We start from the raw sequence: 22255 nt of genomic DNA, 5'->3' as shown, positions 1-22255 counted from the left end.
TTTTGTCCTGCAAGATTCTGAGCTTTTTCATATCGCCAATGACTGGTTCCAACAACAAGGCTGGAATCCTTTTCCTTTTCAAAAACAAACTTGGAAAGCTTTCATGGAGGGTAAGCACGGCTTATTGAACGCGCCGACTGGCAGTGGAAAAACCTATGCACTTTGGTTTCCCATAGTCCTGAATTACATTAAAAACCATCCTAATTACAAAGAGAAACATAAAAAAGGGCTTAAAGCACTTTGGATAACACCTTTAAGGGCACTTTCGCAAGAAATCAAGCAATCAGCAGAACGTATTACCCAAGATCTAGAAACCCAGATGACCGTTGGAATCAGAACTGGAGACACCTCAACCAAGGAACGGGCCAAGCAAAAAACGACCATGCCCGATTTGTTGATCACAACTCCTGAAAGCCTACATCTTTTACTATCATCCAAAGGTTATGAAAAAGTATTCAAAAACTGTTCTGCCATTGTCGTGGATGAATGGCATGAGCTATTGGGAACCAAACGTGGCGTGCAAATGGAACTTGGACTATCCCGACTCAAAACCATTTGCTCCAACCTTAGGATTTGGGGTATCTCTGCTACTATTGGTAATTTGGAACAAGCTCGACAGGTTTTGTTGGGACCCACCTCCCCTCAACTCAAAAATTCTGTGCTCATCAAAGCCAACCTCAATAAAAAAATTACGGTAAAGAGCATTATCCCCAAAAAAATGGAGACCTTTCCGTGGCGAGGACACTTAGGGTTGCACTTATTGGACGAAGTGGTTCCCATCATCAAGAATAGTAAGACTACTTTGTTATTCACCAATACCAGAAGTCAATGCGAAATTTGGTTTCAAAAAATCCTTGAAAAATATCCTGAATTTGCCGGGGAAATGGCCATGCACCACGGTAGCATCAACAAAGAAACCCGATTATGGGTAGAACAGGCCATCCGAAACGAAAGCTTGAAGGCAGTCGTCTGTACTTCAAGTTTAGATTTGGGAGTTGATTTTGCCCCGGTAGAGACCGTAATTCAAATTGGAGGCCCCAAAGGTGTTGCCCGTTTTTTACAACGCGCAGGGAGAAGTGGGCACAGACCTGGCAAGGAAAGTGTTATCTACTTTTTACCAACACATGCTATAGAATTAGTAGAAGCTGCTGCCATGCAAAAAGCTGTTCTTAATGCTGCTGTGGAAGATAGAATACCGTATCTGAACAGTTTTGATGTGCTTATGCAATACTTAACCACCCTAGCTGTTTCTGATGGTTTTCATCCTGAAGAAATCTTTCCTGAAATCAAACAAACATTTTGTTATCAAGCCATAACAAAAGAACAATGGCTGTGGCTTTTGAATTCTCTGGTGATGGGAAGTCAAAGTTTGAAAAGTTATGATGAATACAAAAAAGTGGAGCTCGAAGAAGACGGAAAGTTCAAAGTGAACAGCAGGACCGTAGCTATGCGACACCGATTTCAAATTGGAACCATTGTTGGAGATGCCACCATATCCGTTCGCTATCAAAAAGGGGGGTATATCGGTTCTATTGAGGAATATTTTATCTCCAAATTGAGTCCGGGAGATGTATTCACGTTCGCTGGCAGGAATTTGGAATTCATTAGAATCAAAGGTATGTCTGCACATGTTAGAAATTCTACCAAACGTACCAACAAAGTACCGAGCTGGATGGGTGGTCGGTTGAGTTTTTCCGCAAAAATGTCCGAACTCCTTCGGCAAGAACTATATACCGCTGAGCTTCCATTTTCCAAGCAGTCCATTGAAATTCAATCCTTGGCACTTATGTTTGCCAAACAACGAGAGGGAAGCATTGTACCTCAACCCCATCAATTTTTGATAGAAACTTTTAAGACCAGTGACGGCTACCATCATATTTTTTATCCTTTTGAGGGTAGGGCCATTCATGAAGGCATGAGCAGCTTGCTGGCTTATAGAATCAGTTTATTGACCCCCATTACCTGTTCCTTGGCTTTCAACGATTACGGTTTTGAGCTACTTTCGGATAAGGCTTTGGATATTCAAGAAATTTTGGACAACGATCTATTCTCCTCGGAATACATGCTCTCAGACCTTCAAAAAAGTTTGAATTCCAACGAAATGGCAAAACGTAAATTCCGGGATATAGCCGTCATCAGTGGCATGGTCTTCACCGGTTATCCTGAAAAAGGGGTAAAAATGAAACATCTGCAAAGCAGTTCAGAGTTATTGTTTGATGTCTTCAGGGACTTTGAGGACGACAACCTACTTTACCAACAAGCGTATACCGAAACATTTGAGCATCAATTGGAGGAAGGCCGTTTGCGATTAGCCTTGGAACGCATTGCCCAACAAGACATTGTATGGAAAAAATGCCAGCAGCCCACACCATTTTCATTTCCCATCATCACAGACCGACTGCGCGAAAAACTATCCAACGAAAAATTAGCTGATCGTATAAAAAGAATGGTGAAGGCATTTTAGTTCAATACGTAAATACCTACAATTTTTGTCGTCTCATAATCACTCCTTAACATATTCTTAATTTGGAGATGACCTCCTCTAAACAAAACTTTAAGATTTTTAGAATCTTGAAAAAACCTCACAATGAAAAAAAATTACTTTACACTAATCTTATTATTTTTTGTCCTGTGTGTATCTGCACAAGACTTGAAAATTACCGGTGTGGTCGATGGACCTCTTACCGGAGGAATACCCAAAGCGGTAGAACTCTATGTTGAAAATGATATTGCAGATTTAAGCCTTTACGGCATCGGTTCTGCCAATAATGGTGGCGGCACCGATGGACAGGAATTTACCTTTCCCGCTGATGCTGCGACCGCCGGTTCATTTATTTATGTAGCTTCGGAAGATGTAGAATTCACCAATTTCTTCGGTTTTGCCCCAAATTATACCTCTGGGGCCATGGCCATTAACGGTGACGATGCCATCGAACTTTTCTTTAATAGCAATGTGATTGATGTCTTTGGAGATATTAATGTGGATGGTTCAGGACAAGCTTGGGACTATTTGGACGGATGGGCCTATCGCAACAATGGAACAGGTCCTGATGGCACTACGTTCGTTCTTTCCAATTGGACTTTCAGTGGCATCAATGCCTTAGATGGTGAAACCCAAAACGGAACAGCCACTACTCCTTTTCCTATTGGAACTTTTGGGGGCACCACTACCCCAACCGTTGATAATGCAACCAATTTTTCTGCCTCTTCCACTGGAACTTCAAGTATTTCACTTTCATGGACCTTGAACGCCGACAGTAATCCGGTGGTTATTGCATTTATTGAAGGTGGAACGGTCTCAGAAACTTTGGTGAATGGCCAAACCTACACAGCAGGTAATGCTTTGCCCAATGGAGCTACAGTACTTTATGTTGGCAATGCAACAAGTTTCGACCATTTAAGTTTATTGGAAAATACGAGTTATGGTTATCGAATTTGGTCATACGATACCAATCTGGACTACGCTACAGGTGTTGCAACAGATGCTACTACCGATTCCAGCTCGCCTATTGTATCAGGTTTGGTAATTTCAGGTGTATATGATGGCCCCTTATCTGGTGGAGTTCCTAAAGGTGTTGAATTGTATGCCTTGCAGGATATTGCCGATTTAAGTGTTTACGGTATTGGTTCTGCCAATAATGGTGGTGGTTCCGATGGCGAAGAATTCACTTTTCCAGCAGATGCAGTAAGTGCAGGCTCACATATTTACATTGCTTCAGAAAGCACTGGTTTTGAAAGCTTCTTCGGATTTGCTCCTAACTATACCTCAGGTGCAATGGCCATTAATGGTGATGATGCTATTGAACTCTTTTTAAATAGTACTGTGGTTGACGTGTTCGGTGATATCAATGTAGATGGAACCGGACAGCCTTGGGACCATGTGGACGGTTGGGCTTATCGAAATGATGATACTGGACCAGACGGGAGCACTTTTGTACTTACCAACTGGAGTTTTAGCGGTACCAACGCCTTGGACGGTGCCACATCCAACGATTTGGCAACCACTCCGTTTCCTCTAGGCGCTTATGGCCCCGACTTGTTAATCACTGGTGTAGTGGATGGACCTCTTTCTGGTGGCGTTCCCAAAGCTATTGAACTGTACGTAAATAATGATATTGCCGACTTGAGCACCTATGGCATCGGTTCTGCCAATAATGGTGGTGGCACTGATGGTGAAGAATTCACTTTTCCAGCAGTAAGTGCTTCCGCAGGAACTTTTATCTATATCGCCAGTGAAAGTACTGGTTTTGAATCTTACTTCGGATTTGCTCCTGATTACACTACTTCAGCAGCGGCCATCAATGGTGATGATGCCATTGAACTTTTCTTTGAAGGTAGTGTAATTGATGTTTTTGGAGATATTAATGTTGATGGAAGTGGTCAGGCATGGGATTATCTTGATGGCTGGGCGTACCGAAATGATGGTACTGGACCAGATGGAAGTACTTTTGTACTTGCCAATTGGACTTATAGCGGTATCGATACTTTAGATGGCACTACAACCAACGACACTGCTGGGTTGCCTTTTCCAATCGGCACTTATGGTGGTGGTAGCAGTAACGAAAATCCCGAGCTTATCAGTATAGCAGCAGCTCGTTCTGAAGCAGATGGCACTTTGGTAACTGTAAGTGGTGTCATTACTGTTTCAGACCAATTTTCTGGTTCAGCATATATTCAGGATGAAACCGGAGCCATTGCGGTTTTTGACGAACAAGTACATGGAGATGGTGTTTTTATGATTGGAGATTCCATCACCATAACTGGGGTTAGAAGCTCTTTTAATGAGCAAATACAGATCAGTCCCGTAACAGAGTTCACCTCAAATGGACCCGCTACCAATCCTATAGTGCCTTTGGATGTAACACTTACCGAATTGAGTCTGCACCCTGCTGAATTGGTTCGTGTTATTGATGTGACTTTCCCAAACCCTGGGGATTTGCTATTTGGAAATTCAAATTATGCAGTCAGTGATTCCAGCGGTTCTGGAGAAGTACGTATAGATACCGATGTAACCAGTCTGGTAGGCTTGGCTCAACCTACAAGTTGCGGTGAAGTAATCGGTGTTGTTGGAAAATATTTCGACCTATATCAATTGTTGCCCAGAATCCGTACCGACCTAGCTTGTGCTCCAACTTACGAACCACCTACATTGCCTGTAGAAGTGGATAAGGCAAGTACTTTAGAAATCGCTACTTGGAACATTGAATGGTTTGGCGACGAAAGCAATTCACCTGCTTCAGGCAATCCCAATTCCGATGCTATTCAAAAAGATAGCGTTAAAACAGTAATTGCACAGCTTCAACCTGATGTTTTGGCAGTTCAGGAAATTGCTGATGATGCACTATTTGCTCAAATGGTAAGTGAGCTTTCCGGTTACGATTTTATTCTGTCGCCTGCAGTTTCATACCCTAACGATTCCGGAATCCATCAAAAAGTAGGCTTTATCTATAATACCGAAACTGTGACCATCAGCGATACCAAGGTACTGTTGGAATCCATTCATCCTTATTACAATGGCGGGGACACTTCGGCCTTGACAGATTACCCTAGTGATCCTGATCGCTTTTATGCCAGTGGGCGATTGCCATTTTTGATGACCGCAGATGTCACCATTGAGGGAGAAACCGAAACCTATGACTTTGTTGCCTTGCACGCTCGTGCCAACGGCAGTAGCGATGCTCAATTACGCTACGATATGCGTAAATATGATGTAGAAGTCCTCAAGGACAGCTTGGACACCTACTATGCCGACCGCAACTTGGTGCTCTTGGGGGACTATAACGATGATGTAGATGAAACTGTTGCCGATATCACCTCAACCACTAGCTCTTATGAAAGTTACGTAGACGATGGGGTAAATTACGAAGTGCTCACAGAAACGCTAAGCCTTAATGGTTTCCGTTCCTACGTATTTAGAGAGAATATGATTGACCACATTTCGGCAACCGAAGAAGTGGCTCCAAGATATATTGATCAATCAGCTCAATCACACTACGAGTTCTATGATTCAGATTATGCCAGTACCGCTTCCGATCACTTACCCGTTTCAGTTCGATTGATGCTCAAACCTTTTACATTGGAATCTGTGGCGTCAACAGATGTAAGTTGCTTCGGAGAGGCAGACGGAACCGCAACAGTTGTTGTTAGTGGAGGTGTAGCTCCTTACGCTTATATGTGGAGTGATGGACAGACCTCCCAAACTGCCACAGGGCTTGTAGCCGGCACCTATAGCGTACTGGTCAGTGACGCTCTGATGCAATTTTTCGAAGCTGAAGTCATCGTTTCGGAACCTGAAGAACTCACAGTGATTACCACTGAAGATGCAACAGTTTATTTAGGATATGAACCTCAGAGCTGCACTACTTTGGAAGTTTTGTCCATTGAAGGTGGCACCGGAAACTATGAGGTGGTTTGGAGCACCGGCGAAACCGGAGATTCCATTACCGTTTGCCCAGAAGACACAACTACTTATGAGGTAACCATAACCGATGAAAATGGTTGTTCCATAACCGAATCCATCACAGTTGAAGCTGTGGATGTGAGTTGTGGTCGAAACCCATGGCGTCCCAAAGTGTTGGTATGCCACAGAGGGCGTGAATTATGCGTTTCTACCAGAGCCGCTAAATTTCTTCTGGCAAGGGGAGCCACTTTAGGAAGCTGTGACACCTCCTCTGGGGACTGCAGAATCAAAGCCAAAGCCTACCCTAACCCATTTGTTAGATCTGTGAACGTGTCCTTTGGTTGCCCAATTACTGAAGACGCCAAAATTGTGGTTTACAATTTTGTGGGAAGACCTGTGCTTCAGTTAAATGTGCCAGAAGGCACTGAATCCACCTTGGTAAATATGGAAGGTTACCGAAGAGGAGTATATTATATCAATGTGTTTAGCAACGGTAGAGTTAAAGCAACCATTCCTGTGCTGAAAAGAAGATAGAAAGATTGGAGTTTTTCCAAATATCAAGCCCCGGCCTAATTGGTCGGGGTTTTCTTTTGACCTAAAATCAATATTGGGATAGTATCTTTGAACGGTATGAAGATATCCATCCGAAATGGGAATTTTGAACTCCACCCTTTGGGCGGAATTTTTTGGGTGGACAAATCCATGTTGCTCATTAGTGATGTGCATTTGGGCAAAGTGAACCATTTTCGAAAATTTGGAGCGGCCGTTCCCAGAAAAGCAATTCATAAGAATTTTGTTTTGCTAGATAAAATTGTAGCTGATTTTGAACCTTTTCAAATTTGCTTTTTGGGCGATCTTTTTCATTCTTCGCTGAACAAGGAATGGGATTTGTTCGAAAATTGGGTTGCCAAAACCCCTGCAGAAATTATTTTGGTATCCGGGAACCATGACATCATCTCTCCAGAAAAATACAAGCAATTGAGCATTGCGGTTGTTCCAGAATTAATCATCGATGATTTTCTGCTTACTCATCATCCCGAGGAGCGAAAAGAGCATTTTACCTTCTGCGGGCACATTCACCCCGCCGTTAAACTGCAAGGATTTGGAAGACAGAAACTCAGACTCCCTTGTTTTTTTAAAAACAACCATCAGATGATTTTACCGGCCTTTGGTGAATTTACGGGAACCCATACCCTTCAACCCAATATGGAAGATGAAGTCTTTGCCATTGTGGAAGATTCAGTAATCAAGGTTTAGATTTCTCGTCGCTTCCCTCCATCGAAATGACAAGCTCATTTGTGTCATTTAGAACAAATGTGAGAAATCTAAAAAAATACTTTCCCTAAAAAGGATTCAGCTTATATTTGCCGCAAAGTTTTTGGATTGACCCAAACATCAATTTCCCAACTTTTTGAACAGTCTCCCCAACTACGGAAACTGGGGGATGCTATTGCCAAAAATGTCACTTCGAGCGCAGTCGAGAAGTCTCTCCTAAACCAAAAACTACTTGTAAAGGGACTGGTAGGTTCTTCGCTTTCCTTTGTTTTTTCCCATCTTTTCAAATCGATGGAACTCCCGTTCCTCCTGATCTTGAACGACAAAGAAGAGGCCGCCTATTACCTCAATGATTTGGAACAATTGATTGGTGAAAAAGATGTGCTTTTTTATCCCGGAAGTTATCGAAGGCCCTATCAAATTGAGGAAACCGACAATGCAAACGTGCTTCTCCGTGCCGAAGTGCTCAACCGCATCAACTCCAGAAAAAAACCTGCGGTCATTGTCACCTACCCTGATGCACTTTTTGAAAAAGTGGTCACCCGAAAGGAGCTGGACAAGAGCACCCTCAAAATTAAGCTGGAGGATACCCTTTCCTTGGATTTCTTGAATGAAGTACTTTTTGAATATCAGTTCAAGCGGGTTGATTTTGTAACTGAGCCGGGAGAGTTTTCCGTTCGTGGTGGGATTGTGGATGTCTTTTCGTTCTCGCATGATGAGCCTTATCGCATTGAATTTTTTGGGGATGAAGTGGACAGCATCCGAACTTTTGATGTGGAAACCCAGCTTTCTCTGGAAAAGGTGAAAAAAATAACCATCATTCCCAATGTTGAAAACAAATTTTTACAAGAAACCCGGGAAAGCTTTTTAAAATACATTGCCTCTAAAACCATCATTTTTTCAAAAAACTTGGATTTGGTCTACAATCGAATCGATACCAACTTTGAAAAAGCCAAAGTGAGTTTTGAAAAGCTGAGCAAAGAGGTAAAACATGCAGAGCCCAAAGAGTTATTTGTGGATTCAGCTTTGCTGAAAGACGACCTACACCATTTTATCGGAGTCGAAATTGGAACTACCTCTGTCACTTCGAGCACAGTCGAGAAGTCTGGAGAAAATGAAATACCAAACATTACCTCGACTGCGCTCGGGATGACAGGTTATGACTCCCCAATTATTGAATTCAATACCAAACCACAACCCTCTTTCAACAAAAAATTTGACCTGCTCATTGCTGATCTTAATGAAAATCACGAAGCAGGTTTTACCAACTATATTTTTTGCTCCACAGAACAACAGGCCAAACGTTTTCACGACATTTTTGATGAAGTAAATGAAACGGTTCATTACCAAACTATAGTTTTTCCAATCTATCAAGGATTTGTGGACCTTGAGCTAAAATTGGCCTGCTATACCGATCATCAAATCTTTGAGCGATACCATAAATTCCATCTAAAGAATGGCTACGCAAAAAAACAGGCCATCACCCTCAAGGAACTCAACAAATTGGAGATTGGGGACTACGTTACCCATATTGACCATGGTATCGGCAAGTTTGGCGGGCTTCAAAAAATAGATGTGGAGGGCAAAAAGCAGGAAGCCATCAAACTTATCTATGGCGACCGCGACATTTTGTATGTAAGCATCCATTCGCTTCACAAGATTTCCAAATACAACGGTAAGGACGGAGCTCCACCAAAAATTTACAAATTAGGTTCCGCAGCCTGGAAAAAACTGAAGCAAAAGACCAAGAGCCGAGTCAAGAAAATTGCCTTCGACCTAATCCAAGTCTATGCAAAGCGCCGACTGGAAAAAGGATTCCAATATGCCCCCGACAGTTATTTACAACACGAACTGGAAGCTTCATTTTTATATGAAGACACTCCGGACCAGGAAAAATCGACCCAAGATGTAAAAAGGGACATGGAAAGTGAGCGGCCCATGGACCGGCTCATTTGTGGGGATGTGGGCTTTGGAAAAACCGAGGTGGCCATCCGGGCAGCTTTTAAGGCCGTGGACAATGGCAAACAAGTGGCCATTTTGGTACCCACTACCATTTTGGCCTTTCAGCACAACAATACCTTTAAGAAAAGATTGGGCGAACTCCCTGTGAAGGTGGATTACCTGAACCGTTTTAGAAGTGCCAAGGAAAAAAAGGGCATCTTGGAACAATTGGGCGAAGGAAAAATCGATATTATCATCGGTACGCACCAATTGGTGAACAAAAATGTGCAGTTCAAGGATTTGGGACTGCTCATTGTGGACGAAGAGCAAAAGTTTGGGGTTTCGGTGAAGGAAAAGTTACGTTCCATCAAGGAAAATGTGGATGTACTTACGCTGACCGCTACGCCCATTCCCAGAACACTTCAATTTAGTCTGATGGCCGCCCGTGACCTTTCTGTTATCAATACCCCACCCCCCAACCGTTACCCCATCGAAAGTCGGGTCATCCGTTTCAATGAAGAAATTATTCGAGACGCTATTTCCTACGAAATACAACGGGGGGGACAGACATTTTTTATCCATAACCGTATTGAAAACATCAAAGAAGTTGCTGGCATGATCCAACGTCTGGTCCCTCATGCAAAAATTGGCATCGGCCATGGACAGATGGAAGGCAAAAAATTGGAGCAATTGATGCTCGCCTTCATGAATGGGGAATTTGACGTACTGGTGTCCACAACCATTGTGGAAAGTGGTTTGGATGTGACCAATGCCAACACCATTTTCATCAACAATGCCAATAATTTTGGATTGAGTGACCTGCACCAAATGCGTGGTCGTGTAGGTCGAAGCAACAAAAAGGCGTTCTGTTTCTTCATCACCCCACCGTATGAGGTCATGACCACAGATGCCCGAAAACGCATTGAAGCCCTGGAACAATTTACGGAACTGGGCAGTGGGTTCAATATTGCCATGAAGGATTTAGAGATTCGTGGTGCGGGGGATCTATTGGGTGGTGAGCAGAGCGGTTTCATTAATGAAATTGGGTTTGAGACCTATCAAAAAATTCTATCCGAAGCTATTGAGGAACTCAAAGAAAATGAGTTCAAAGAGCTTTACGAAGAAGTGGAAGGAGGCCAAGAAAAAACTTATGTGAAGGACCTTCAATTGGATACTGATTTTGAACTGCTCTTTCCTGATGACTACATCAATAATATTACAGAACGTTTGAACCTCTACACCCAACTCAACCAAGTTGAGGATGAGGAAGGGCTTCAAAAGTTTGAGATCCAATTGGTAGATCGTTTTGGGGAACTCCCAGAACCGGCGGTGGACTTGCTCAACTCTGTTCGTATTAAATGGATTGCTACGCATATTGGGTTGGAACGGGTCATCCTTAAAAAGGGCAAGTTCTTGGGATATTTTATTGCCGACCAACAGTCCGACTTTTACCAAAGTCCCATCTTCACCAAAGTGTTGAACTATGTTCAAGCCAACCCTGGCATCTGTCAGCTTAAAGAAAAACAGACCCGCAATGGGCTACGGTTGCTGTTGGTATTTGCTGGGGTAACGAGTGTTGATAAAGCACTGAAGGTTATGGAGCCTTTAAATCATCAGAGAGAGGTAAAAACCTGAATCATATCGAAAGTTGGGATTTCTCACATACATTCGAAATGACCCAAAAAACACTATTGTTATTTCGATGGAGCATAGCGATGAGAAATCCAAGAATCATTACTTTTATAAACGCTCCACAACTACTTTGCCCACATCGTAACCAAAACTACATCTTCGAAACATGCCCCAAAAACACAAAACCTTTTTCAATTGGAGCTCCGGAAAGGATTCTGCACTGGCCTTGTATCATTTACAACAACAACCAGAATTTCAAATTGAACGGTTATTGACCACTGTAAATGCCCACCATAACCGAGTTTCCATGCATGGATTGCGAAAAGAGATACTCGAGGCCCAAACGAATGCCATCGGGATTCCTTTGGATATTATTGAGGTGCCTGAAAGTCCAAGTATGGAAGATTACAATGCTTTAATGGGTGCCAAAATTGGTCAATTGGCCACAGAAGGATTTAGCCATGCCGCCTTTGGCGATATTTTTCTGGAAGACTTAAAAGAGTATCGCGAAAAAATGTTGGCCACCCGTAACATCAATGCTGTTTTTCCAATATGGAAAAGGGACACCACTGAACTTTTCATGGAATTTCTTGAACTTGGTTTTAGAACAGTGATTGTTTGTATCAACAACTCCAAATTGGAGGAATCGTTTTTGGGTGCAGAACTGTCCAGAGAACTTTTAAAAGAGTTGCCTTCTGACGTGGATCCTTGTGGCGAAAATGGTGAGTTCCACACCTTCTGTTTTGATGGACCTATATTTAATCATTCTATAGACATTGAACTTGGAGAAAAGGTTTTCCGAAGCTACGATGACCCATCGGACAAGACCAAAATTCAATTTGGTTTCTGCGATGTGTTGCTCAAATCAACTTCTTCTTGACCTAGAAAGCTTGGTAAACTTGTTTTATGAACTCCCCAATTTTAGAAGGTTCCAACCAACGGGTAACAATCAACAATCCATTCTTTTGATCCACCACAATAAAATTCCCCCCAAAGCCTGCGGCATAGAATACATGTTCGGGTACCCCTTCCCAGTGTCGGTCGCCTTTTTGATTAAGCCACCACATATAGCCATAGTTTACATTGGGAACCGAAGGTTCCGTAGCCTTTTTGATCCATCCCTCACTTACTAATTGCTGGTCTTTCCATTTCCCGTTATTTAAAAACACCATGCCAAATCGGGCCATATCTTCTGTGCTGATGAACATCCCCGCTCCAGAATGCCCTCCCCCGGTCACCGATTTCATTTTTAAACCATCTATTTCGGTCCATGCATGGTCGTAGCCGTACCAACGCCATGTGGTGGAAGTCCCGATCTTGTCCATCAGTTGTTCTTTGAGCACCAAGGGCAATGGTTTGCGCCAAACCTGGGTAAGGGAGTAGGCCAGTACGTTCACCCGAACATCATTGTACTCCATTACGGTTCCAGGTTCGTTCAACTTTCTAAACTTCCAGTCATTCAAACCGCCTTCCCGGGGCGGGCGGTCCGCCCAGTCCTTCAGACCCCAAAGTTCTCCGGACCAATCAGAATTTTGCTGCAACAAATGCTCCCAAGTAATTTTGGAATTATGATCGCCATCAAAAGTGCCATCCCAGACATAACGTGAGACCTTATCATCCACATCTTCAATCAAACCTCGGTCTTCGGCAAGTCCGGCAACAGTTGACAAAAAACTTTTGGTCACGCTAAAGGTCATATCCACTCGTTGGGTGTCACCCCAAGATGCCAAGAGATAGCCATTTTTTAAAATCATTCCCGCTGGTCCACCGCGCTTTTTGGTCGGACCCAAAATTTCATGAAAGGGTTCTCGTTGAAATCCTTTCAATATTGCTTGGCGCAAATCCCGTGAACCAGAGTATTCGTTGTCCTTTGCAAAATCAACTGCTGCATTCAATTTAGGTTCATCAAATTTGAATTGATTCTGCTCTGCCGCTTTCCAAACTTCGTTACGCTCTGGGAAATAAAAATCTTGCGCAATGATTTCAGTTTGTGCAAAAAATAGTGCAAGAAACAACGTAGTAGACAGAAAAGTACCCTTCATTAGTCTGGAATTTGGTTGAGGAAATGAAGGTACTAATTGCAGATGGATTTTGAAATGGTTATTATTTCTCACATCCGTTCGAAATGACAATATAAGAAAGGAAGCATCAGGGTATTAAAACCGCTTCTTTTTAACGAGCTCTCCATTTTTATCATAAAACCGCCAAGTACCCACTTGTTCATCGTTACGGAAACGCCCTGTTATTTTTTCCTCACCGTTGGGATAGTATTCCACGTAACGACCGTGTTTGAGACCGTCCTTTAGATCAACTTCAAACCGTATTTTTCCATTACCGTACTTTTTTGAAAATGATTTGGCATTCAAATCCGTGGGATAAATGGGTTTTAAATTAAAAACGGCATCGGTTATTTCTGTTGGCGTTGCCTTTTGTACTATTGGCTTCGGTCGGACTGTTTCCTCAAACTGGACATTTTTTTTCACCTCCTCCACATCTTGATAGCTAAGTACCATTCGACTTTCAAACAGGTGGTCCTCCGGGGTCAATTGCAATCCCACTTGGGGGAAACAAATAATGAAATCCTTGTTCTTGCGAAGCTTTTGTTTGGTGCCCGCATCTGCAAGGGAGTACATGTTGTTGAACAAAACCGGGATGTTGCTGTAAACAAAAACACTGGATTCCCGTTCAAAACGCTTGTCAAATTTCTTGAAATCCTCGGAAGTGGATAACGTCTCTTTCGCCACATAATCATCAATGATGCTCTTTAACGTATTGGGGTTGTCACTAAAGACCACGTAGTCGTCGATCAAAGTGAAGTACGGTTTGTCAAATTCTTCAAATCGACCCCCCAGCAATATTTTAAAGAACCCTTTGATGGAAAGGAAATTGATTTCATGTCCTTTATAATTGACTGCCTTAAATTTGACCGGAGTCTTCTTCTTTATCTGTTTCAGCACAAAATCCAAATTGGTTTTTGCATGATCAATATTATTAGCCTTCAACACCATGGCGAGATCATTCTTTCCTTTGGAAATATGGGATTGTATTTGCAACAGGGCAATTTCATCCCCGATCCAGTCCACAAAATTCTTCTTTACATCGATTTTGAGAAATTTTTCGACCTTTTCAATGCCTTCTTGATAGCTTTCAAACTGTTTGGGATTGTCTTGTTGAACGGTTTCAAAATTTTTGTAGAACCCGGCAAAACTATCAAATCCGTAGCTTACATACAGTGCGGTTCGCTTGGGCGCAATATTGGGAATGGTCCTTTTTGCCGTTCCTGATTTTTGCAAGGCCTCCAGATACTTCGCATTGGTGGAACCGATATTGGTGAAACCGTTGGCCGTTAGGGTACTGTTCTGATCTAGATCTAGATGAAATCCGGAGAACAAAAAGTTTTCACTCATCCTCTGGACCCAATCGGCCGGAGTGTCTGAAAACCGTTTAAAATAATCATCAAAATAATTGTACTGCACATACAAACGGAACAAATCCTCGTGCCCCACTCTTTGGTTAACCTCAATAAAATTGAGGTTCCGCCCCAAAACGGGTTCTTGATACTGATCTATGGACGCCTCTACCAATGAATGGGTATAGGAGGCCACCAATTGGTTTTTGACAAAGGCCATATGCATGGTCTCCTTGGTCCTTTTATCATGGATTTCCAAAATTTCATGGCCATGGTAGGTACGCTTGCTCAGCACATAATCCTCGTTCAACAAGGTGTTCAGGTAGGTCTTTAGCAATCTTAATTTGGCAATGCGCTTTAGGTCCAATACATAAAAAATCCCATACTCTTTTGGAGAGATCATATGGATGGAAATAAAGAGGGAGCGCCCATCAAAAAATTGGAACAGCTTATGATTGTTGTTGAAAATAGTGTCTATCTGTTGAATGCTTTCGGTAAGCCCGGAGAAATAATCATTCTTCTGTAAGTGGTGCCATGCTTCACTTTCACTTACCTTGCCCCAACCTTTTACTGGCTCTTCAGATTCTATGACGAAGACCGCATCCTTGGGGATAAGGTAAATGGATTGAAGATTGGTTTTGGGCGATAGGATAAAAATGTAGGCCAAATAGCCAAGGTAGAGCACCAGCAGGGCCAACAGGGCGTATAAAATTCGTTTTTTGGTCATCGTTCAAGAAGTGTCTTCAACAATAACGAAAGTGGATGTTTTTTAGTCTATGACCAAAACTACAATGTCTTTAAATCTTTGATGGTCTTAAAGGCTACATCCACCTGTTCCTCGTTCACCAATATGGTAAATTCGTTGGTGGTCGAGATGACCTCATACAGCACAATGCCTTCCCAAGCCAATCTTTGAAAGATAAAATAGTAGATTCCGGGAACAGAGACATTTTCTGCCGGAAGTTTTACCGTGATCGATGAAAGTCCCTCCGCTTTTTGAGTACAGCGTTCATTCTTGAAATACTTCTCCACCACATTATCCATAACATTGCTGATCACAATATTGATCTCGTTCACTCCCCTTGAAGAAGTATAGAACACATCTTGGTTTGCATTGACCTCTTCCAGCAACCGGGCCTGTTGCTGCAAAATCGTATCTGAGGCCAGGAAAGTATAGTCCGTGAGGTTGGAGCGCACTGTTATCTCCCCAATATTTTTGAGCACTTTGACAATTTTGTGCGTGGCCCTAAATTCCAAATCATCAGAAAGTCTTTTCAATGCCATTACAACAGCACCATCTTTGACATCCTTGCCCAACTCATCGGAAATTTCGGGTTTAATTTGACGGGACAACGAAGTTAGATTGATAATACCCTGTGCAAGAGCGCTTTGTAGGAACGGTTTCTTCTTAATATAGTGTTCAACTACCGCAGATATTGTTTTCATTTTTGGTTTGGTTTTGCACAAAAATAACATATTGTTACAAAACAAACAAATGGTTAAAAATAAAAAAAGGCATTTTTTAGATGTTCTACCTTAAATTTTTCACGATTTTTAACGACTGTAATCACATCAAATCTAACCTCTACATCTAGATTATTATCATTCACATATTGATTCGCCGCCAGCGTCAATAGTTTAATCTTCTTTTTGCTGATTACCATGGATATATCTTCAAAAAAGCCTCTGTTTCTAGACTTTACCTCCACCACACATAGCTCATTGTCCTTTTCGGCCAACACATCAATTTCCGCATTTTGAAACCGATAATTCCTTGCATGGATTTTATAACCGCTCTCAATCAGAAAATCTACGGCAAGCTGCTCTCCTAACCTCCCAAATTCATTGTGTTGTCCCATACAAGTTGAAAAATATTAAAAAAAGAGTGCAGTTCATCGAAAAAATTGGCAGTTCATGGGCAAAACTACGTTAAGATTGTAATTTGTTGGCCGAATTGAACCACGCCCAACGTTAACTAAACATATAGTTGCCCCAAAACTATGTACCTAATTAACGCCAGACATTGCTATGGAGTACTTCATCAATTGTAATACCTCAACGTTGGCGCCGTATACTACTCCATTGGATGAGTTACGTGCTGCCCATTTGTACCGAAGGCTTGGTTTTAGCGCCTCGGTGCAGACCATTAATGCCGCAGTTGGACAAACCGCCGATGCCCTTGTAGACAGTTTAGTCGATCAAGCTTTAGCATTGCCCCCCATTGCTGCCCCCGCTTGGGCAGATTGGACCAATGACGATTATCCAGAAGATGACGACTTGGCAGGGCAATTAAGACGTGCCCAACGCGAAGAGTATGCCACCGCCTATGGAAATGCTCTTTTGGATAATAACCTAAGGGATCGACTAAGTTTCTTTTGGCACAATCACTTTGTGACAGAAATAGACGTATACGACTGTAACTCCTTCTTATATTATTATTTCGACTGCCTTCAGCGAAACGCTTTGGGAAATTTCAAAACCTTTGTGAGTGAAATTGGTCTTACCAGCGCCATGTTATATTATTTGGATGGGGTAAGAAACCGTGGAAATAATCCCAATGAAAATTATGCTCGTGAATTGTACGAATTATTCACCCTTGGAGAAGGTAACAATTATACTGAAGAAGACATTATAGAAACAGCTAAAGCACTTTCAGGTTATACAGAAAGAGGCGAAGTAGGTTGCACTCCCGTAACCTTTAATCCTGAAGATTTCAATACCGAAAACAAAACTATTTTTGGTCAAACTGGAAATTGGGGATACGATGATGTCCACGATATCCTTTTCAATGAACGACCCAATGAAATAGGATGGTTCATTTGTAAGAAACTTTATGAGTTCTTTGTACATCCAGATTCCACAGGAGATGATGGTAACGGAATTGCTCCCCAAATAATCGATGGATTGGCGCAAACTTTTGTGGCCAACAATTTTGAATTAGCACCTGTATTAAGGCAGATGTTCAAGAGTCAGCACTTTTTCGACGACACGGCGATTGGAGTCATTATAAAAAGTCCTTTCGATTTATACCTCCATTTGATAAAAGAAACAGGTTTTGCTTATAATGATGGCACTGTAATCAATATTATTGATGCAGCCGGTATGATAGGCCAAACACTATTTGATCCATTTGACGTTGCAGGATGGCAACGAGATAGACAATGGATCAACACCAATTTTATTATTGGACGTTGGTTAACTTCCGAGGTGTTCATAGATGGCTTCTTCCAAGCCAATCCAGAACAGTTTAGAACACTGGCCATGGATGCCGTTGGTGCTGCAGATAGCAACACCAGTAATCCCGAAATTGTGGTAAGGGCCTTGGTAAATAAGTTTACACCAAAAGGTCTTCTAACAGACGCTGATTTTGAAAGAGCCATGGATGCGTTCAAAATTGATGATGTGCCAGAGAACTACTACTCTCCAGATTATATTGCTGGTGGATTGAGCCTTTGGATGCTTGCAGTAAGTATGGAAGCTCCAACGCAAGTTTATGTTTTGCTACGTCACTTGTCCAGAGAACCTGAATTTCAACTTAAATAACCCCTACTATCATGTGCGATACTCACCACAACCACGATACATCACCACACAAAGGTCTTGAACACGAAGGCCATGATTTGGAACACAAAAACTGGAGCAGACGTTCCTTTATCCAGGCATTGGGAATTGCCGGGTCAGGAACAATGTTCTTGGGAAGTAACTTAATTTCCGCTTCAGCACCATCTCCATTAACGGCTGCCATAGCCGCTGCAGAAACTGACAATATTTTGATATTGATCAGACTTTCTGGAGGTAATGACGGATTAAGTACGGTAATCCCAATTCAACAATATGATTCTTATGCTAATGCGAGACCCAATATTTATATTCCCGAAAGTAAAGTCCTAAAACTTACCGATGATTTTGGTGTTCCTACCTACATGGGTTCACTGGAGCCCCTTTGGGGCGAAGGACAGTTTAAAGCTGTCCACGGCGTTGGGTACGACAATCAAAGTCTATCTCATTTTACAGGCTCTGATATTTTTGCCAATACCGACCTGAACACTACTGGATTTAGTGGTGAACCAACAGGATGGATGGGAAGACATTTCGAAAATTTATACCCAGATTATCTTATCAATCCACCCGAAGCCCCTGCAGCTATCCAAATTGGAAATTTGGCCAACTTGGTTTTTCAAGGTGAAGAAACCAACTATGCCTTTGTGACCAGCAATGTGGATCAACTGGAGCAAATTGCAGAGACCGGAACTTTCTACGATATAGCCACGGCACCATTTGATGATTGTATGTACGGCGATCAGTTGAGGTTCTTAAGAGGTGTGGCCAACACCACTTACGAATATGCAGGGAAAATACACGAAGCTTATGAGCGTGGCGATGCTTTGGCATGTGTTGAATACCAAGACAATGGTTTTGCAAGGCAATTATCTCTTTTGGCAAAATTGATCAAAGGAGGTTTGGGAACAAAAGTGTATATGATCTCAATGGGCGGGTTTGACACCCACGGCAACCAACCTTTGGCCCACGAACGATTGATGTCCAATTTGTCCATTGCCATTAATAATTTCTATGAAGATTTAGCTTGTACAGAACAGGACGATAAGGTTTTAAGCATGACCTTCTCAGAATTTGGACGTAGAATTTTTGAAAACGGTTCTTTAGGTACAGACCACGGGAAGGCAGCACCCACCTTGTTCTTCGGGTCGGGATTGAATGGCAGTGCATTTGTAGGTGACCACCCATCATTGGATAGTCCCAATAGTCGAGGTAACTTGGAATATACCATGGACTTCAGAGACCTCTACGGTACCGTTTTGGCCGAGTGGCTATGCGTACCAAGAACTTCAGTAGAGCAACACTTATTAGGTTATCAATACCGAGCTATTGACCTTGGCTTCAATTGTAGTGGGGAAACTTTTGATGACATTGCTATGGATAACGATCCGCCAACATTACCGGACACGCCACCAAGTGAAGATAGCATGGATCCAAATCCAGACTTATTGGATACTATTGTTCATACACCATACTACCCAACAGAACGTGCCCCGCATATCCATTTGGAAATGCCATTTGCCGCCCATGTTGATATTGAACTCTTCAACATCATCGGACAAAAAGTAGGTACCGTTTTCAATGAAATGATGTTGGAAGGTTCTGCAGAAATAAATATTCGGGAGCGTATGCGCGATAGCTTGTCCACCGGGAAATACATTTATAGGATTTCCGTAGGAGATCAACGCATGAGTAAATCGGTGATGGTCATGTAAACCCGATGCAAAATACATATTCCAGAATCCTCCGATAGTGCACGCCCCCACCCCAATTTGGGTTGCACAATTCGGAGGTTTCCTTTTTTGGGGCATATCCCATTTGGCTTTTCTTAAAATCAGTATTTTTGGGGCCTAAATTGGAACGATTCATGCCTGAGACGGACTCTTCTTCAAGATATACCATTACAGCGGCCCTTCCCTATACCAATGGGCCCATACATATAGGACATTTGGCCGGTGTTTATGTCCCTGCGGATATTTATTCACGCTATCTACGCTTAAAAGGCAATGATGTGGCCTTTATCTGCGGAAGTGATGAACATGGGGTGGCCATTCCCATGAAGGCCAAAAAAGAAGGGGTATCCCCCAAGGAAATCATTGACAAATACCACGGTATCATCAAAAAGTCTTTTGCGGATTTTGGTATTTCTTTTGATAATTATTCCAGGACCTCCGCCGAGGTGCACCATAAAACAGCCTCGGACTTCTTTCAAAAACTATATGAGCAAGGTGATTTCATTGAAGAAGTAACGGAACAACTATATGATGAGGAAGCAAAACAATTCTTGGCAGATCGATTTGTTATTGGTACTTGTCCTAAATGCGGTTATGAAGAAGCTTATGGGGATCAATGTGAAAATTGCGGGTCATCCTTAAATGCCACGGATCTCATCAATCCAAAATCGACGATTACAGGAGCAGTTCCTACGTTGAAAAAAACCAAACACTGGTTTTTGCCCCTAGATAGATATGAAGGATTTTTAAAAGAATGGATTTTGGAAGGGCATAAAAATGATTGGAAACCCAACGTTTATGGCCAATGCAAATCTTGGATCGATGATGGCCTAAAACCCCGTGCCGTAACAAGAGACCTGGATTGGGGAATTCCCGTTCCCGTTGAGGGCGGTGAAGGCAAAGTACTCTACGTCTGGTTTGATGCGCCCATTGGGTATATTTCCTCCACCAAGGAATGGGCCGAGCGAGAAGGAAAAGATTGGGAACCCTATTGGAAAGATAAGGACACCAAATTGCTCCATTTTATTGGCAAGGACAATATTGTTTTCCATTGCATCATCTTTCCAAGTATGCTTAAAGCCCATGGCGATTTTGTTCTACCGGAAAATGTACCGGCCAACGAATTTTTGAACTTGGAGGGCAACAAATTGTCCACTTCAAAGAATTGGGCCGTTTGGTTACATGAGTATTTGGAAGAATTCCCAGACATGCAAGATGTGCTTCGATACACATTGACAGCCAATGCTCCGGAAACCAAGGACAACGATTTCACTTGGAAAGATTTCCAAGCCCGAAACAACAATGAACTGGTGGCCATTTTTGGCAATTTCGTGAATCGGGTTGCCGTGCTTACCCATAAATATTATGGAGGCGTCGTCCCCAACCCCAATGAGTTTCTACCAATAGATATCGATACGTTGGAAGCCCTAAAGGGCTTTCCAGAAATCTTGACCAGTTCGTTGGAACGTTACCGCTTTCGTGAGGCAAGCCAAGAACTGATGAATTTGGCCCGTTTGGGGAACAAATATTTGGCCGATGAAGAACCTTGGAAACTCATCAAAACCGATGAGGAACGTGTAAAAACTATCATGTTTGTAGCCTTGCAGATTGCAACGGGACTTGCCGTACTAAGTGAACCGTTTTTGCCGTTCACTTCCGAAAAACTAAAATCCATTCTTAATGTCATTTCAAACGAGAGTGAGAAATCTATAGGTTGGGAAGATGTCAATTCTGATAAAACGCTATTAGCTTCCAATCATCAAATCAATAAAAGTGAGTTGTTGTTCCGAAAAATTGAGGACAAAGAGATTCAGCAGCAATTGGACAAACTGGAAGCCACTAAAAAAGTAAATGCACAAATGGAAAAAGAAGTCGCCCCACAAAAAGACACTATCACTTTTGACGATTTCACTAAACTCGACATGCGTGTGGGCACCATTGTGGAAGCAGAAAAGATGCCCAAGGCCAACAAACTATTGGTTTTAAAAGTGGATACAGGATTGGACACCCGAACCATTGTCTCCGGTATTGCCGAAAGCTTCAAACCTGAAGATATCGTAGGCAAAAAAGTGACCGTATTGGTCAATCTGGCTCCAAGAAAACTCAGAGGTGTGGAAAGTGAAGGCATGATTTTGATGACCGAAAACCAGGAAGGCAAACTGGTCTTTGTAAATCCGGATGAGGATGGTGTTGGGAATGGGGAGAGTATAAATTAATTCATATCGAAGGCAACTGTCCGTTCGAACGCAATAGAGACCCTCTTTAAAAAATTCGATTCCAAGACTTCTCGACCGCGCTCGAAGTGAA

General features: G+C 42.4%; 12 protein-coding genes. 8 read left to right on the top strand and 4 right to left on the bottom strand.

Annotated elements, in window-relative coordinates:
• The first annotated feature begins 7 nt into the window (after nucleotides 1-7).
• The 5 genes from HJC33_RS08295 (at nucleotide 8) to HJC33_RS08275 (ending at nucleotide 12128) form a co-directional block, all read left to right on the top strand.
• Nucleotides 8-2464, top strand: a complete 2457-nt coding sequence (locus HJC33_RS08295) for a ligase-associated DNA damage response DEXH box helicase (protein ID WP_171658388.1) — start codon at nucleotides 8-10, stop codon at nucleotides 2462-2464.
• A 123-nt stretch (nucleotides 2465-2587) separates the two neighbouring features.
• Nucleotides 2588-6934, top strand: a complete 4347-nt coding sequence (locus HJC33_RS17330) for an endonuclease/exonuclease/phosphatase family protein (protein WP_171658341.1) — start codon at nucleotides 2588-2590, stop codon at nucleotides 6932-6934.
• A 96-nt stretch (nucleotides 6935-7030) separates the two neighbouring features.
• The gene (gene pdeM, locus HJC33_RS08285; RefSeq protein WP_171658340.1) at nucleotides 7031-7657 is read left to right on the top strand and encodes a ligase-associated DNA damage response endonuclease PdeM; all 627 of its coding nucleotides are present in this window, start codon (nucleotides 7031-7033) and stop codon (nucleotides 7655-7657) included.
• Nucleotides 7658-7783: 126 nt separating this feature from the next.
• Nucleotides 7784-11251 (top strand): transcription-repair coupling factor, encoded by a 3468-nt coding sequence (gene mfd, locus HJC33_RS08280; RefSeq protein ID WP_171658339.1) that lies wholly within the window; start codon nucleotides 7784-7786, stop codon nucleotides 11249-11251.
• A gap of 163 nt (nucleotides 11252-11414) precedes the next feature.
• Complete coding sequence (locus tag HJC33_RS08275) at nucleotides 11415-12128, top strand: Dph6-related ATP pyrophosphatase (protein WP_171658338.1); 714 nt, start codon at nucleotides 11415-11417, stop codon at nucleotides 12126-12128.
• Between the two features lies 1 nt (nucleotide 12129).
• Here the strand turns inward: HJC33_RS08275 and HJC33_RS08270 are convergent, their stop codons facing one another.
• The 4 genes from HJC33_RS08270 to HJC33_RS08255 form a co-directional block, all read right to left on the bottom strand.
• On the bottom strand, nucleotides 12130-13290 hold the full coding sequence (locus HJC33_RS08270) for a serine hydrolase domain-containing protein (protein WP_171658337.1): 1161 nt from the start codon (nucleotides 13288-13290) through the stop codon (nucleotides 12130-12132).
• A 114-nt stretch (nucleotides 13291-13404) separates the two neighbouring features.
• Nucleotides 13405-15384, bottom strand: coding sequence for a DUF3352 domain-containing protein (locus HJC33_RS08265; protein ID WP_171658336.1), 1980 nt, complete (start codon nucleotides 15382-15384; stop codon nucleotides 13405-13407).
• 59 nt (nucleotides 15385-15443) lie between these two features.
• A complete protein-coding gene (locus HJC33_RS08260) occupies nucleotides 15444-16103 on the bottom strand; it encodes an aspartate kinase (protein WP_171658335.1) in 660 nt (219 codons plus the stop codon).
• A gap of 53 nt (nucleotides 16104-16156) precedes the next feature.
• Nucleotides 16157-16516: a YraN family protein gene (locus HJC33_RS08255; RefSeq protein ID WP_171658334.1), complete on the bottom strand. Its 360-nt coding sequence runs from the start codon at nucleotides 16514-16516 to the stop codon at nucleotides 16157-16159.
• Nucleotides 16517-16685: 169 nt separating this feature from the next.
• Here HJC33_RS08255 and HJC33_RS08250 point away from each other — a divergent pair, with 169 nt between their 5' ends.
• The 3 genes from HJC33_RS08250 to metG all read left to right on the top strand — a co-directional run bounded on the left by HJC33_RS08250 (nucleotide 16686) and on the right by metG (nucleotide 22164).
• Complete coding sequence (locus HJC33_RS08250; RefSeq protein ID WP_171658333.1) at nucleotides 16686-18200, top strand: DUF1800 domain-containing protein; 1515 nt, start codon at nucleotides 16686-16688, stop codon at nucleotides 18198-18200.
• Nucleotides 18201-18211: 11 nt separating this feature from the next.
• Nucleotides 18212-19930 (top strand): DUF1501 domain-containing protein, encoded by a 1719-nt coding sequence (locus HJC33_RS08245; RefSeq protein WP_171658332.1) that lies wholly within the window; start codon nucleotides 18212-18214, stop codon nucleotides 19928-19930.
• A gap of 152 nt (nucleotides 19931-20082) precedes the next feature.
• Entirely contained in the window at nucleotides 20083-22164 is a 2082-nt protein-coding gene (gene metG, locus HJC33_RS08240; RefSeq protein ID WP_171658331.1) for a methionine--tRNA ligase, read from the top strand.
• Nucleotides 22165-22255: the final 91 nt, after the last annotated feature.

Origin of the sequence: Flagellimonas amphidinii (assembly GCF_013090115.1) — a bacterium.
GTDB lineage: Bacteria > Bacteroidota > Bacteroidia > Flavobacteriales > Flavobacteriaceae > Flagellimonas > Flagellimonas amphidinii.
The sequence above is the reverse complement of the archived record's forward strand: the minus strand, read 5'-3'. Positions and strand labels throughout refer to the sequence as shown.

Coding starts and splice junctions, on each gene's coding strand:
- HJC33_RS08275 (WP_171658338.1), top strand. CDS start 11,415: ATGCCCCAAAAACACAAAACCTTTTTCAATTGGAGCTCCGGAAAGGAT.
- HJC33_RS08270 (WP_171658337.1), bottom strand. CDS start 13,290: ATGAAGGGTACTTTTCTGTCTACTACGTTGTTTCTTGCACTATTTTTT.
- HJC33_RS08260 (WP_171658335.1), bottom strand. CDS start 16,103: ATGAAAACAATATCTGCGGTAGTTGAACACTATATTAAGAAGAAACCG.
- metG (WP_171658331.1), top strand. CDS start 20,083: ATGCCTGAGACGGACTCTTCTTCAAGATATACCATTACAGCGGCCCTT.
- HJC33_RS08255 (WP_171658334.1), bottom strand. CDS start 16,516: ATGGGACAACACAATGAATTTGGGAGGTTAGGAGAGCAGCTTGCCGTA.
- HJC33_RS08245 (WP_171658332.1), top strand. CDS start 18,212: ATGTGCGATACTCACCACAACCACGATACATCACCACACAAAGGTCTT.
- HJC33_RS08250 (WP_171658333.1), top strand. CDS start 16,686: ATGGAGTACTTCATCAATTGTAATACCTCAACGTTGGCGCCGTATACT.
- HJC33_RS08265 (WP_171658336.1), bottom strand. CDS start 15,384: ATGACCAAAAAACGAATTTTATACGCCCTGTTGGCCCTGCTGGTGCTC.
- pdeM (WP_171658340.1), top strand. CDS start 7,031: ATGAAGATATCCATCCGAAATGGGAATTTTGAACTCCACCCTTTGGGC.
- HJC33_RS17330 (WP_171658341.1), top strand. CDS start 2,588: ATGAAAAAAAATTACTTTACACTAATCTTATTATTTTTTGTCCTGTGT.